At 66.9% G+C, this 13,134-nt stretch carries 11 protein-coding genes; 8 read left to right on the top strand and 3 right to left on the bottom strand.

Features of this window, described 5'->3' with window-relative positions; genetic code table 11:
* Positions 1-2 precede the first annotated feature (2 nt).
* Complete coding sequence (locus tag ACMZ91_RS00570) at positions 3-1,079, top strand: ATP-binding protein (protein WP_134951759.1); 1,077 nt, start codon at positions 3-5, stop codon at positions 1,077-1,079.
* 189 nt (positions 1,080-1,268) lie between these two features.
* A complete protein-coding gene (locus ACMZ91_RS00565) occupies positions 1,269-2,195 on the top strand; it encodes an ABC transporter six-transmembrane domain-containing protein (protein ID WP_134951760.1) in 927 nt (308 codons plus the stop codon).
* A gap of 393 nt (positions 2,196-2,588) precedes the next feature.
* On the opposite strand, the gene ACMZ91_RS00560 is transcribed toward ACMZ91_RS00565, so the two are convergent.
* Positions 2,589-3,197 carry a TetR/AcrR family transcriptional regulator gene (locus tag ACMZ91_RS00560; protein WP_414576716.1) on the bottom strand — a complete coding sequence of 203 codons (609 nt, stop codon included), beginning with the start codon at positions 3,195-3,197 and terminating at the stop codon, positions 2,589-2,591.
* Between the two features lie 170 nt (positions 3,198-3,367).
* Between ACMZ91_RS00560 and ACMZ91_RS00555 the strand changes: the two genes are divergently transcribed.
* The 5 genes from ACMZ91_RS00555 to ACMZ91_RS00535 all read left to right on the top strand — a co-directional run bounded on the left by ACMZ91_RS00555 (position 3,368) and on the right by ACMZ91_RS00535 (position 8,811).
* Positions 3,368-4,204 carry a siderophore-interacting protein gene (locus tag ACMZ91_RS00555; protein WP_414576718.1) on the top strand — a complete coding sequence of 279 codons (837 nt, stop codon included), beginning with the start codon at positions 3,368-3,370 and terminating at the stop codon, positions 4,202-4,204.
* A gap of 195 nt (positions 4,205-4,399) precedes the next feature.
* Positions 4,400-6,577 carry a TonB-dependent receptor gene (locus tag ACMZ91_RS00550; protein ID WP_414576720.1) on the top strand — a complete coding sequence of 726 codons (2,178 nt, stop codon included), beginning with the start codon at positions 4,400-4,402 and terminating at the stop codon, positions 6,575-6,577.
* Positions 6,578-6,629: 52 nt separating this feature from the next.
* Positions 6,630-6,929 carry a DUF3649 domain-containing protein gene (locus tag ACMZ91_RS00545; RefSeq protein ID WP_414576722.1) on the top strand — a complete coding sequence of 100 codons (300 nt, stop codon included), beginning with the start codon at positions 6,630-6,632 and terminating at the stop codon, positions 6,927-6,929.
* Positions 6,926-8,536, top strand: coding sequence for a PepSY-associated TM helix domain-containing protein (locus tag ACMZ91_RS00540; protein ID WP_414576724.1), 1,611 nt, complete (start codon positions 6,926-6,928; stop codon positions 8,534-8,536). The genes ACMZ91_RS00545 and ACMZ91_RS00540 overlap by 4 nt, the downstream gene beginning before the upstream one ends.
* Positions 8,533-8,811, top strand: a complete 279-nt coding sequence (locus tag ACMZ91_RS00535) for a DUF3325 domain-containing protein (RefSeq protein WP_414576726.1) — start codon at positions 8,533-8,535, stop codon at positions 8,809-8,811. Before ACMZ91_RS00540 ends, ACMZ91_RS00535 begins: the two co-directional genes overlap by 4 nt.
* A gap of 136 nt (positions 8,812-8,947) precedes the next feature.
* Here ACMZ91_RS00535 and ACMZ91_RS00530 read toward each other — a convergent pair whose 3' ends face one another.
* Together ACMZ91_RS00530 and ACMZ91_RS00525 are read right to left on the bottom strand one after the other, a co-directional pair.
* Positions 8,948-10,060: a DNA glycosylase AlkZ-like family protein gene (locus tag ACMZ91_RS00530; RefSeq protein ID WP_495497634.1), complete on the bottom strand. Its 1,113-nt coding sequence runs from the start codon at positions 10,058-10,060 to the stop codon at positions 8,948-8,950.
* Positions 10,061-10,113: 53 nt separating this feature from the next.
* Complete coding sequence (locus ACMZ91_RS00525; RefSeq protein ID WP_049461018.1) at positions 10,114-10,698, bottom strand: TetR/AcrR family transcriptional regulator; 585 nt, start codon at positions 10,696-10,698, stop codon at positions 10,114-10,116.
* Positions 10,699-10,937: 239 nt separating this feature from the next.
* On the opposite strand from ACMZ91_RS00525, the gene ACMZ91_RS00520 reads away from it, so the two are divergent.
* On the top strand, positions 10,938-13,133 hold the full coding sequence (locus ACMZ91_RS00520; RefSeq protein ID WP_414576730.1) for a TonB-dependent receptor: 2,196 nt from the start codon (positions 10,938-10,940) through the stop codon (positions 13,131-13,133).
* Position 13,134 lies beyond the last annotated feature (1 nt).

Genomic DNA, 13,134 nt, shown 5'->3' with positions numbered 1-13,134 from the left:
TGATGAACCCCAAAGGCAAGAGCATCGGACGCCAGATCACGTTATCCATCACGGTGGCCTCGCTGTGTTCGACAGTGCTGTCGATCAGCGGCTTCTACCTGTTCTATTACCTGATGGAGGTGTTCTACCCGCGCTGGTACGACGAGCCGGAAACCATCATGCCGTCCGGGCTGGAATGGCTGTGGATCGGCTTGACCGCCACCGTGGTCGTCATCTTCGCCACGCTGGTCGCCTCGCGCCTGACCCGGCGCATCATCACGCCGTTGAATTCGGTGGCCGAAAGCCTGCGCCGGGTCGCCAGCGGCGATCTGCAGGCACGTGCGCGCGGCGGTGACACCACGATGGCCGAAGCGGCCACGCTGGTCAGCGATTTCAACTCCATGGCAGAGCGGCTCAGCCGCATGTCGGAGAACCGGGTGTTCTGGAACGCGGCAATCGCACATGAACTGCGCACGCCGATGACCATCCTGCGCGGCCGCCTGCAGGGCATCGCCGAAGGCGTGTTCGAGCCGGGCCCGGAGCAGTTCAACAGCATGCTCACCCAACTGGAGGGCCTGACCCGCATCATCGAGGACCTGCGCGTGGTCAGCCTGGCCGAGAGCGGCCATCTGGACCTGCGCCTGCAGCGCAGCGATGTCAGCGTGCAGGTGGCCGCGGTGGTTGAAGCGATGTCCGAGGCACTGACCGAGAGTGGTTTCTCGGTGACATTGGACGCACGACCTTCGCTGGCCGACTGCGATCCTGCACGCATCCGCCAGGCAGTACTGGCACTGTTGGAGAATGCACGACGCCATGCCATTCCCTGCCCGCTGCGGGTGTACGTGACGCTGGCAGAAGGCCATTGCACCGTCACGGTGGAAGATGGCGGCCCCGGTGTGCCGGACGACCTTCGCGACAGCATCTTCGAAGCCTTCCAGCGCACGGATGTCTCGCGTTCGCGGCAGAGTGGTGGCTCCGGGCTTGGCCTGGCCGTGGTGCGTGCGATTGCCGTGGCCCATCACGGAACAGCGCTATGCCGGGCCACCGAACGTGGTGGCAGTGCCTTCGAAATCCGCTGGCCGGTGCATGCCTGCCGTTGAGGCGGTAGACACTGCCCTGGTAGCGGCCCACCTTGGTGGACATTCGCATCGCTGAACGGCGCCGGTTTCTCCACGCAATCTCCATCGTCCCTCCATACCCACTCCAAAGGGCCGCCGATACTGGGCGTGACCAGGGAGGCGACAGGTATCCGGCCCCCTGCCCTGCCTCCACCTCGCCCAGGCACCCCCATGCCCCCCCCACATGATCCGGCGGCCGCCGCCGGCAGCATCGGCCAGCAGAACGCGGCCGCCACTCTCAAGGCCATCCTGCGAACCTATCCGTGGCAGCTCACCGGCACCTTTTCGCTGGTGGCGCTGGAAAATGCGCTGCTGCTGGCCTATCCGCTGCTTGCCGGCTTCGCGGTGGACGCGATCATCCGAGGCAACATCGGCCATGCCATTTCCTACGCCGGCGTGGTGCTGCTGTTCTGGCTGGTCGGTGCTGCCCGCCGTGCGGTCGATACCCGTACCTTCACCCGCATCTATGCCGACCTGGCGGTGAACGTGGTGCAGGCGCAGCGCAGGCTGGGCCACGCCACCTCCACCTCGGCCGCACGCGTTGTGCTGGCCCGTGAGTTCGTCGACTTCTTCGAAAAGCACGTACCGATCATCGCCACCGCGCTGGTATCAATGTTTGGTGCGGCAGCGATGCTGCTGGCGATCGAACCGCTGGTGGGCGCTGCAAGCCTGGTCGCACTGCTGGGTGCATTGTTGCTGCTGCCGTCGTTCGCACGCCGCAACGAGCAGCTGCATGGGCGACTGAACAACCGGCTGGAGCATGAGATCCGCCTGGTCGACCGGGTCAGTCCCTCGGTGCTGCGTCGCCACTACACCACGCTGTCGCGGCTGCGCATCCTGCTCTCGGACCGAGAAGCTGGGGCCTTCGTGGTGGTGGGTGCGGCGGCGGCGGTGTTGTTCGCGCTGACCATCGGACGACTCGCCACCACCGACGGTGTGACGCCGGGTCATGTGTACGCGGTGATGACCTATCTGTGGACGTTCGTCGGCAGCCTGGACGATGCACCGTCGATGGTGGATCAGCTGGCGCGGTTGAAGGACATCGGCCGGCGAGTCAGCCCGGGCATGGAAGATGCGGAGCGCAAGGATGCCGCTTGACCGGTAGATGCCCACCTTGGTGGGCACCGACACATCGCGGCGCCAACCAAGGTTGGCGACTACCAAGGCAACAGTGCCAACCAGGATTGGCGGTTACCTCGCGGAAGGACATCGGCCGCCGCGTCAGCCCGGGCATGGAAGATGCGGAGCACAAGGACGCCGCTTGACCGGTAGATGCCCACCTTGGTGGGCACCGACACATCTCGGCGCCAACCAAGGTTGGCGACTACCGGGGCAACGGTGCCAACCAGGATTGGCGGTTACCTCGCCGAAGGACATCGGCCGCCGCGTCAGCCCCGGCATGGAGGATGCTGAGCGCAAGGATGCCGCTTGACCGGTAGACGCCCACCTTGGTGGGCAACGATGTATCGCGGCGCCAACCAAGGTTGGCGACTACGTTGCCGTGCGCCCGCACATCGTCAATGCTCCGATGATCAACGCTTCCATGCTGCGGTCGAACTCGGCCTCCTGCGCCTTCCGATCCAGCGGGCGTCGCGTGGTATCCACCACCGCATGGCGTGAGTACACGGTGTCGGCCAACGCCACGGCGTGATAGGCCACGGTCGACAGCAGCCACGCCGCCTGCTCAAGCGGCAGATCATGCACGCGGCTGAATTCGGCATGGTGGCGCTGGATGCGCGCCAGCATCTCCGGTGTCTTCGCGCCGTGGCTGACCAGGAACGGCGCCAGCCCCGGATTCCCGTCCACCAGCGTCCGCAGTGAACGTTGGAACGCATGCAGATCCTCCTCGATGCTGCGCCGGCCAGCGGCATCCAGTGCCGGTGCCTGCCAACGCTCGAAGATCGCCTCGGCCACCAGCTCGCGCAGTGCCGCCAGATTCGCCACATGCTTGTACAGCGCGATGTGGCTGACCCCCAGCTCCGCCGCCACGCCCACGAAGCTCAGCCCCGGCAGCGTCATGGCAATGCCGGCGTCGGCGATGCGCTCGCGGGTGATGCTGGGCGGTCGCCCACGGGCAGCGGTCTTTTTCGGTGCAGCCATGCGGTAACGGTTCCTGCGCGGTGCGCGGGCAAGGGCTGTCATGGTGGTCTGCAGCGACGCCGTGGTCAACGCGTCGCTGCGGTCCGTGGACAGGCCCCGGTTGCGGCACGATCAATTTAGTTTACTATGATGTAACTAATTCGCATTTGCAGTGTCCAGGATCGTTGTCGATGTCCGCGTCCCCCACTTCAATCACCCCGGCCGGGCCGCTGCGCGGCGCCGACCATGATCGCGGCCTGCAGGCGCTGCAGGTCCAGGTGGTCGCGGTTGCACAGCCGTGCGCCAACCTGCTGCGCCTCGTGGTCCAGCTGCCGGAACATGCAGAACTCGCGCCCTGGCAGCGTGCCAACACCGCCGTGCGCATCCAGCTCGGCGCCACGTTCGGCGATGTGTCACGGATCTACACCGTGCGCAGCCTCGATCCCAACACCCGCCAGTTCACCCTGGACGTAGTGCTGCATGAGGCACCGGGGCCGATGCTGGCCTGGGTAGGTGCGCTGCGCCCCGGTGATGCCTTCGATCTGACCGGACCGCGCCCCCATCTGCACGTACCGCAGCGCGAGGGCACCTGCGCCCTCCTGTTCGCCGACCCAAGCGCCATCCCTGCCCTGTTTGCATTGCTGCAGCAGTGGCCGGCCGACCTGCGCGCAGAGGCCTGGATCGCCTCGGATGATGCATTCCCGGTAGACGAATTACCCGCCATTGAAGGTGTCCGCGTGCTCCGCCTCGCCACCGGTGACGCGCCGTTGCTGCAGCAGGCGCGCCAACTGCGGCCGGAACCCGGCAGCACGGTCTGGGCGGCCGGCGAGCGCGAGGAAATGCGTGCCCTGCGCCGCCACTTCATCGAAACGGTCGGCCTGCCACGCAGCGACGTTGCCGTGGCCGGCTACTGGAAACGTGGCGAGACCACCACCGAGACCGACCAGCGTCGCCGCCGCAACTACGAGCGCGTGCTCGCACGCGGCGGTGGCCTGCAGGACCTCGACGACCTCGCCGACGATATCTGATCCACCCCGCAGTATCCGCGCCCCGCGCTTCGTTCCACCCAGCCACAGATCGCCCACGCACCTCGCGTGCAGCACTGCCACAGCGGCAGTGCCGTGCCCTCTGCCAGCCATTCCACAGCCCGCGTCGTCCTGCCCCTGCAGGTCACAGACGGCGCCGTGCTGGCCGATCGCACGACCCACCACACGAGAACCGCCATGTCCCTCCCCCTGCGAACCCTGCCCCTCCCACGCCGCTCGGCGCTGTCTCTGGCCGCCCGCGCGGCGTTGCTGCCCACCCTGCTGATCGCCACCGCCGCACACGCCAACGATGCGCCCGATGGCGCCCGCCAGTTGCCCACCGTGAACGTGCGCGCCGACAAGACCGCACCCACCGATACCTACGCCGGCGGCCAGGTCACGCGCGGCAGCGGCGTCGGCCTGCTCGGCGAGCTCGACTTCATGGACACGCCGTTCAACACCACCCGCTACACCGCCGAATTCATCGACAACATCCAGGCGCCGGACCTGGTGCGGGTCATCGCACTGACCGACCCCAGCGTCTACAACAGTGGCTCCAGCGGTGGCATCACCGACTACTTCAACATCCGCGGTTTCGGTGTCGCCTCGTCGGATATCGGCTTTGGTGGCCTGTACGGGCTGATCCCCTACTACCGCGTCACTCCCGAACTGGCCGAGAACATCGAGGTGCTGAAGGGTCCGTCCGCGCTGCTCAACGGCATGCCGCCGGGCGGCTCAGTGGGCGGTGCGGTGAACGTGGTACCCAAGCGTGCAGGCGACACGCCGCTGACCCGCTTCACCGCCAGCTACGGCAGCGACGCGCAATGGGGCGGTCACCTGGATGTCGGCCGCCGCTTCGGCGCGGACAAGCAGTTCGGTGTACGCCTCAATGCCGTGCACCGCGACGGCGACACCGCCACCGACCACCAGCAGCACAAGACGCAGCTCGCATCGCTCGGCCTGGACTGGCGTGGTGAGCGCTCGCAGGTGTCGCTGGACCTGTTCAGCAGCCGCGACCATGTGGATGGCCTCAACCGTGGCGTCTCGCTGGCGCCCGGCCTGGCCGTGCCCCGCCCGCCGAAAGCCAGCACCCTGTTTGCACCGGACTGGACCTTCAGCACCGTCAAGGACCAGGCCGCCGCACTGCGCTGGTCGTTCGACATCAATGACTACCTGCAGGCGCATGCCAGCTACGGCCACGGCCATACCGATTTCGACTCCATCGCCAGTGCCACCACGCTGATCACCAACACCGCCGGCGACTTCCGCAACAACTTCGCCCACCAACGCTTCATCTACAGCAAGGACACCGCCGAAGCCGGATTGTCGGCGCGTTTCCGCACCGGCGCGGTCGATCACGCGCTGGCCATCAGTGCAGCCTGGTACCAGCACGACCAGAAGTTCGGCTTCAAGCGCAACCTGCTGGCCCGCGATTGGGTAACCAATATCTACAACCCGCAGTGGGGCCCTGCCATCGACCGCAGCTTCAGTGATGCGTCGCTTCCGAAGACCGCGGAAGTGCGCACCACCAGCTTCGGCATCGCCGATACGCTGTCGTTCATCGATGATCGTGTGCAGCTGACCCTGGGCATCCGTCACCAGACCGTGCTCAGCGATACCTTCGATGGCGGCACAGGCAAGCGCACCGCACGCTACGACGCCAGCGCCAACACCCCGGCCGGTGCACTGCTGTTCAAGGCCAGCGACCGCCTGTCACTGTATGCCAACTACATCGAAGGCCTGAGCCAGGGCAGCACCGCCCCGGCAACCGCCGCCAACGCGGGCGACGTGTTCCCGCCGTTCAAGACCCGCCAGCGCGAGGTCGGTGCCAAGCTCGACTTCGGCCGCTTGGCCAGCGCATTGAGCGTGTACGAGATCGAAAAGCCCAGCTCCTATACCGACCCGACCACGAATGTCTTCTCGTTCGGAGGCCAGCAACGCAACCGGGGCGTGGAATGGACCGTGTTCGGCCAGGCCACCGAACAGCTGCGCGTGCTCGGTGGCATCGGCTGGCTGCAGCCGAAGCTGACCCGTACCCAGGGCGGTATCAACGAAGGCCGGTTGGCGACGGCCACACCGCAATGGCAGGGCAAGCTGGGCGTCGAATGGGACGTGCCGACCGTGGCCGGCCTCACCCTCACCGGCAACGCGGTCAGCCTGTCCAAGGGCTACATCACTGCTGACAACAGCCAGTGGGTGGCGGGCCGCACCGTGTTCGATCTCGGTGCCCGCTATGCGACGCAAGCGGCCGGCCATCCGCTGGTACTGCGTGCCACCGTGCAGAACCTGACCAACAAGGCGTACTGGGCGGGCAGCCTCGGCTCGGGGCTGGGTACGCCACGCACCGCCCTGCTGTCGGCCACCGTCGATTTCTGATCCTCGTTTCAAGGGCGCCACGCCATTGCGCGTGGTGCCCTGGAGAAGTGCTTTGACCGTTTCCCGTACCGCCTCCGTGCTGACCTGGCTGCCCCTGGTCTCACGCATCATCGCCGCGTTGTTCGGCGGCTATGTGCTGGCCGCACTGTGCAGCATCGCGGCACTGGCGCTGCCCATCGATGGTCGCCAGGCCGTGTTCACCGGCATGCTGGCCAGCTTCCTGCTGTACGCCGGCGCCGTGGTCTGGGTGTTCGCGGTGCGCTCGGCGCGGCGTGCGTGGCTGGGCCTGATCTTCGCCGCATTGCCCTTGTGGTTGATCGCACAGACGGTCGGCAACGGAGGCGCTGCATGAGCAAGGTCGATCGCACTCCGAAGCCACGCGGCATCCGCCAGACCATGTCCGACCTGCATATCTGGGTGGGGCTGCTGGCCGGATGGATCCTGTACGCGATGTTCCTCACCGGCACCGCCAGCTACTTCCGCGACGAGCTCTCGCGCTACACCCGCCCGGAAATCGCCACACCGTCCGTGTTGCCGGACGCCGCTGTGGTTGCGCAGCGTACCGTCACGGCGATCATGGCCGACACGCCTGCGGCCAGCCAGATCAACCTCAGCCTGCCGAGCACGCGCATGCCGTGGGTGTCAGCGATGTGGGCCAGCCCGGGCGGGCGTGGCCGGCATGGCTTCGACTCGGGCCTGTTCGACGCCAGCACCGGTGCACCGCTGCAGGCACGTGACACCGGCGGCGGCGACTTCTTCTATGCCTTCCACTTCAACCTGCACTACATGCCGGCGATGTGGGGCCGCTGGATCGTCGGCCTGTGCGCGATGTTCATGCTGGTCGCCATCGTCAGCGGCGTAATCACCCACAAGAAGATCTTCGCCGACTTCTTCACTTTCCGCTGGGGCAAGGGCCAGCGCTCTTGGCTGGATGGACACGCGGCGCTGTCGGTACTCGGCCTGCCGTTCCACTTCATGATCACCTGGAGCGGCCTGGTGATGCTGGCGGTGCTGTACATGCCGTGGGGCCTGGCCAAGCTGCCGGACAAGCGCCAGCAGGCCGAGGTGGTCAGCGAGATGCGCCTGTTCCTGCCACCGCAGAAGGCCGCCGGCTACCCTGCTCCGCTCACCAACGTCGGTGCACTGGTGCAGCAGGCCGAGCAGCGCTGGGGAGCCGGCGCGGTGGGCAGCGTGCAGGTGCAGAATCCCGGCGACGAGAACGCACGCGTGGCCGTGGTGCGTGCGCAGTCCAGCCGCGTTTCCACCACGCCGAACTACCTGCTGTTCGATGGCAGCAGCGGGCAGCTGCTGCAGGTCAAGGAACACTCGGGCGTTGCCGCCGATACCCAGGGCGTGCTGTATGGCCTGCACCTGGGCCGCTTCGCCGATGCCGCCCTGCGCTGGCTGTACTTCATCGTCAGCCTGGCCGGCACGGCCATGGTCGGCACCGGGCTGGTGCTGTGGACGGTCAAGCGCCGCGCGCAGCTGCCTGATCCGCAGCGACCCTACTTCGGCTTCCGCCTGGTCGAGCGGCTCAACATCGCCACCGTCGCCGGCCTGTCGGTGGCGATGGCGGCCTACCTGTGGGCGAACCGCCTGCTGCCCACTGCCATGGACGGGCGCGCGGCGTGGGAGGTGCATGTGTTCTTCCTGGCCTGGGCGGCCATGTTCGTGCACGCCACGCTGCGCACACCCAAGCGCGCATGGATCGAACAGTTCCTGCTGGGGGCACTGCTGCTGGCGCTGCTGCCGGTGCTGACTGCGGTGACCACGCTGCATCCGCTGTGGCGCACGCTGGCCGCGGGCGATTGGGCGTTTGCCGGCACCGACTTGACCCTGCTGGCATTGGCCGCCCTGCACACGCTGCTGGCCTGGCGCACCTGGCGGCATGCGCCGAAGGTGAAGCGCGCACGGCCGTCTGCCGCGTCACGCACTGCGGCACCGGAGGCCAGCGCATGATCCACGTCATTCTGTTCGTGTTGTCGCTGGCCGCGTTCGCCTGCCTGGCACTGGCGATGGAGCGTCATCAGCGGGACGTATTGCGTCGTGTGCTGAGCGCGCAGGCAACCCATCAGCTGCGCGCGATTGGCTGGGCACTGCTGGTGTTCAGTACCGTGTTTGCCATGCGCGGGTTGGGCGTGGGTTTCGGTCTGGCTGCGCTGTCCGGTCACACCAGCGTTGCCGCGGGCGTGGTGGTGTTGGCGATGGTGGTGCATGGGCGGTGGAATCGGTAGATGCCCACCTTGGTGGGCACCCATACACCACGGCGCCAACCAAGGTTGGCGACTACCGGGCCTGAGCGGCGTTGCTTTGGTAGCTGCCCACCTTGGTGGGCACCGGGAGCGATAGGCACCCATGCGCCGCTCGGCGCTACAGGAACTCCGCCATGCGCTGCAGTTCGTCTTCAAGCGCGCCACGAAACACCTTGTCGCGAGCCAGTGACTTGCCGGCGTAGCCCACGCTGGACGCCAGTTCACCATCGCGCGCACTGAGATTGGCCCAGCCCACCACCTGGTCGTGCCACAGCACGGGCAGTGCGTAGTAACCGTACTGGCGCTTCGGCGCAGGCGTGTAGGCCTCGAACTTGTAGACCCAGCCCCACAGCAGCTCGAAGCGGCGGCGGTCCCACACCACGGGATCGAACGGGGCTAGCAGGCGCACCTGCTCATCCGGTGCGTGACGGCGCGAGCGCGGGTTCTCGTCTGCCGGCCAGTACCAAGTGGTGCCGTCCAGCGTGCAGCTGGCCAGCTGTTGCTTGGCCAGCTTCAATGCCTGCCGGGTCTGTTCGGCCAGATGTGGCGCCCCGTAGCCCAACAGGCGCACCAGATAAGTCAGGCTGCCCGACGGCAGCGGCGCGTACTTGCGTACCACCAGGTCGATCAAAGCAGCCGCGCGTTCGATCTGCGCCTGCGCGCTGGCATCGGCTTCCGCGTGCTCGGCCACCGCGTAGATGCGGGTGCCGCTGTCGCGCCGCTGTACGCGCAGCAGGCCACGGTAGTGCATGCCATCCAGCAGGTGCGTGCTGGCATTGCTGGTGCCGCCCCAGTAGTTGGTCACCCGGCCATGCGCGAACGCCTGATCAACCTCGCGCGGATGCACGCTGCCGCGCTCGCGCACGAAGGCCAGCACGTCCGCGGCACGCCGCTGGGTCTCGGTGTCCCACGCGCGCTTGGACACACGCGGGTGCATCAGCGCCAGATGTTCGCGTGGCAGGAAGCCGTAGTTCACCAGGCAATCTTCTTCCACCGGCAGGCGCGCATAGCGCCGCTCCAGATCACCGGCGCGGTAGTCCTTCACCCGGTGGCGCAGGGTCAGGTCCTGTGCGCGTGCCGGTGCGCGGATCGGGTCGGCCTGCACGAAGCCCAGGCGCCGGATCGCGGTCAGCAGCGTAGTCGGTTTGAACAGCGTACGCGCCACCGCATGGCGGCGCAGATCATCGAGGGTGGGCGTGGCAGGCATGGCCGCATTGTAGATCCACGCCATGCGTGGATGGGGCCGTGGCGAACCGTGCAACGGCATCCACGCATGGCGTGGAGCTACCGAAGCTCCAACACCTCCAGCGAACCGATCACCAGCGCACGCATGCCCTGCTTGAACTCGGTGATCACCTGGCCCTCTTCGTCGTCGGCAATCCCGTAGACCGTGTCCGCACCGGCAATGCAGTAGAACGCGATCGTGGCCAGCAGCCAGCGCGCCTTGTCCAGCGGCAGGCCGAACACCTCGGCCACATGCGCCTGGTGCGAGGCGATCTTGTCCAGCATCGGTGCAGTCGCCACCGAACGGCGCAGCAGGTACGGCGGCAGCCCGGGGTGCGCTCTCACCACCTCGCACAGCGAATCCACGAACCCCAGCAGGTAAGCCTGCAGCCCACCCGGCGCATCGGCCGAGGCGCGTGGAATCTGCCAGCGCTGGAACACCGTGTCGGCCACCAGCCGCTTCAAGGCCTCCAGGTTGGCCACGCGCTTGTAGAGCGCGGCCTGGGTCACCGCCAGTTCGGCGGCCACGTTGGCCATGGTCAGGTTCGGCAGGCCCAGTTTGATACCGATGTCGGCCAGGCGATCGGGGGTGATGGTGGGCGGACGGCCACGGGCCGACGCCGGGGTTTCAGGGTGCATGTTCATACCGTAGCGAGGGTGCCAGCAAAGGGACCCTCTTGTCCGCTTCATATGGTTTAGTTTAATTTACTCAACTAATTCGGAATGCGTGTGGTTCGCAACCCCGCCGCCGTCCGCGATCGAGCCCATGGCTCACTTCCCGCCAGGTCCCCACCCAGCCGACAACCCTGCGCTGCGCCCTCCCCCGTGCTTGCCGTCGGCAGCGCGCCAGGCGCGTTCGCACCTGCGATTTACAGGAACCTGGCATGACCGTGTACCACCTTCCCTCTCCGCTGCAGCCCGCAGCGGCCGACATGATCCGCGTGCAGATGCATCCGCCGATGGCCCGGCGCTACCGCGTGTCGGCCCTGGCACTGGGGCTGCTGGCATCGTTTGCAGCGCTGGCCGACTCCGCGCCGTCCACCCTGCCCTCGGTGCAGGTGCAGGAACAGCGTCGGGTGACCGGCGACTATGCCGGCGGCCAGGTGGCCTCGGGTGGCCGGGTCGGCCTGCTCGGCGACAAGGACTTCATGGATACGCCGTTCAGCACGGTCAGCTACACCGAAGCCTTCATCCGAGACCGCCAGGCCAAGGACCTCACCGACGTCATCGCCGCCACCGACCCCACGGTATTCAGCAACGGCGTGACCGGCGCCTGGAGCGAGAACTACGCCATCCGCGGCTTCGCCTCCAGCACCAGCGATACCACCTTCAACGGCCTCAGCGGCATGGCGCCGTACTACCGCACTTCGCCGGAAATGTTCGAGCGCATCGAGGTGCTGAAGGGCCCGTCCGCCCTGCTCAACGGCATGCCGCCGGGCGGCTCGGTCGGTGGCAGCGTCAACCTGGTGCCCAAGCGTGCGGGCGAGCAGCCGTTGCTGCGGGTCAGCGCCAACTTCGCCTCCGACGCGCAGTTCGGCACCCATGTGGATGTGGGCCGCCGCCTGGGTGCCGACAAGCAGTTCGGCATCCGTTTCAACGGTGCCTACCGTGATGGCGACGGTGCGGTCGGCAAGCAGCGCAAGAAGGTGCAGCTGGGTTCGCTGGCACTGGACTGGCGTGGCGAGCGTGCGCGGCTGTCGGCCGATCTGTACAGCGCCGACGACCGCGTGGACGGGCCGGCCCGTGGCGTCGGCCTGGCACCGGGCGTGGCGATTCCGCGGCCACCGCGTGGCGACACGCTGATCAACCCGGACTGGGCCTACGTGGACAGCCAGGACAAGGGCGCGATGCTGCGCGGCGAGCTGGACATCAACGAACACCTGTTGGCCTACCTGGCCTATGGCACCAGCAAGACCGACTACCGTTACAACGGCTCGATCAGCGCGCAGATCCTCAACCCGGCCGGTGACTTCACCACGGTGATGGGCCAGCTGGCGTTCGACATCAAAAAGCAGTCCGGTGATGCTGGACTGCGCGGCAGCTTTCGTACCGGCAGCGTGAGCCATCAGTGGGCCGCCAACGTGACCCACTACCAGCACACGCAGAACGACTACGGCCGCCGCAGCGTGCCGGGCTGGGACTGGACCACCAACCTCTACAACCCGGTGTGGGGCCCTGCGGCACCGTTCGTGGCACCGCACATCTCGCATACCGAGCTGAAGCTGGACAGCCTCGGCTTCGCCGACACCCTGTCCTTCGCCGATGACCGCGTGCAGTTGACGCTGGGCGTGCGCCGCCAGCAGGTAGTCAGCGAGACCTTCAACGTGGCCAGCGGTGCGCGCACCTCGCGCTATGACGAGAGCGCCACCACCCCGGCAGCGGCTTTGCTGGTGAAGGCCACCGACACGATCTCGGTCTACACCAACTACATCGAAGGCCTCAGTCAGGGCGCCACCGCGCCGATGACTGCTGCCAATGCCGGCGATGTGTTCGCACCGTTCCGCACCAAACAGAAGGAGCTGGGCCTGAAGCTGGACCTGGGCAGCTTCGCGCATACCTTCAGCGTGTACGAGATCAAGCGCCCGAGCAGCTACACCGACCCGGTCACGAATATCTTCTCGTTCAGTGGCGAACAGCGGAACCGCGGCGTGGAATGGGGCTTCTTTGGCACACCGCTGGACGGCGTGCGCCTGCTGGGCGGCGTGGCCTACGTGCAACCGAAGCTGACCCGCACGGCCGGTGGCGTGAATGAAGGCCGCATCGCCACAGCGGTTGCGCAGCGGCAAGCGAAGCTGGGCGTGGAATGGGATGTGCCTACTCTGGAGGGCTTGACCCTGACCGGCAATGCCACTGCGATGTCGAAGCAGTACATCAGCGCAGACAACCGCCTGTCGGTGCCGGGGCGCACCTTGTTTGATGTGGGTGCGCGTTACAGCACCACGATGGCCGGACGACCGCTTGCCCTGCGCGCCAGCGTGAACAACGTGACCAACAAGGCGTATTGGGGCATGCCGTTGTTGTCGAGCCTGGCGCTGGGCGCACCGAGGACGGTGCTGTTGTCGGCCACGATGGATTTCTGAG

The organism is Stenotrophomonas sp. FR024 (assembly GCF_047500745.2).
GTDB lineage: Bacteria > Pseudomonadota > Gammaproteobacteria > Xanthomonadales > Xanthomonadaceae > Stenotrophomonas > Stenotrophomonas maltophilia_A.
Note: the sequence above shows the minus strand (reverse complement) of the source record. Positions and strands in the feature narration are given on the sequence as shown.

What these genes read in the sequence shown, in the direction of transcription:
- ACMZ91_RS00520 (WP_414576730.1), top strand. Translation starts at nt 10,938, where the DNA reads ATGACCGTGTACCACCTTCCCTCTCCGCTGCAGCCCGCAGCGGCCGAC.
- ACMZ91_RS00535 (WP_414576726.1), top strand. Translation starts at nt 8,533, where the DNA reads ATGATCCACGTCATTCTGTTCGTGTTGTCGCTGGCCGCGTTCGCCTGC.
- ACMZ91_RS00565 (WP_134951760.1), top strand. Translation starts at nt 1,269, where the DNA reads ATGCCCCCCCCACATGATCCGGCGGCCGCCGCCGGCAGCATCGGCCAG.
- ACMZ91_RS00550 (WP_414576720.1), top strand. Translation starts at nt 4,400, where the DNA reads ATGTCCCTCCCCCTGCGAACCCTGCCCCTCCCACGCCGCTCGGCGCTG.
- ACMZ91_RS00530 (WP_495497634.1), bottom strand. Translation starts at nt 10,060, where the DNA reads ATGGCGTGGATCTACAATGCGGCCATGCCTGCCACGCCCACCCTCGAT.
- ACMZ91_RS00525 (WP_049461018.1), bottom strand. Translation starts at nt 10,698, where the DNA reads ATGAACATGCACCCTGAAACCCCGGCGTCGGCCCGTGGCCGTCCGCCC.
- ACMZ91_RS00560 (WP_414576716.1), bottom strand. Translation starts at nt 3,197, where the DNA reads ATGGCTGCACCGAAAAAGACCGCTGCCCGTGGGCGACCGCCCAGCATC.
- ACMZ91_RS00540 (WP_414576724.1), top strand. Translation starts at nt 6,926, where the DNA reads ATGAGCAAGGTCGATCGCACTCCGAAGCCACGCGGCATCCGCCAGACC.
- ACMZ91_RS00555 (WP_414576718.1), top strand. Translation starts at nt 3,368, where the DNA reads ATGTCCGCGTCCCCCACTTCAATCACCCCGGCCGGGCCGCTGCGCGGC.
- ACMZ91_RS00570 (WP_134951759.1), top strand. Translation starts at nt 3, where the DNA reads ATGAACCCCAAAGGCAAGAGCATCGGACGCCAGATCACGTTATCCATC.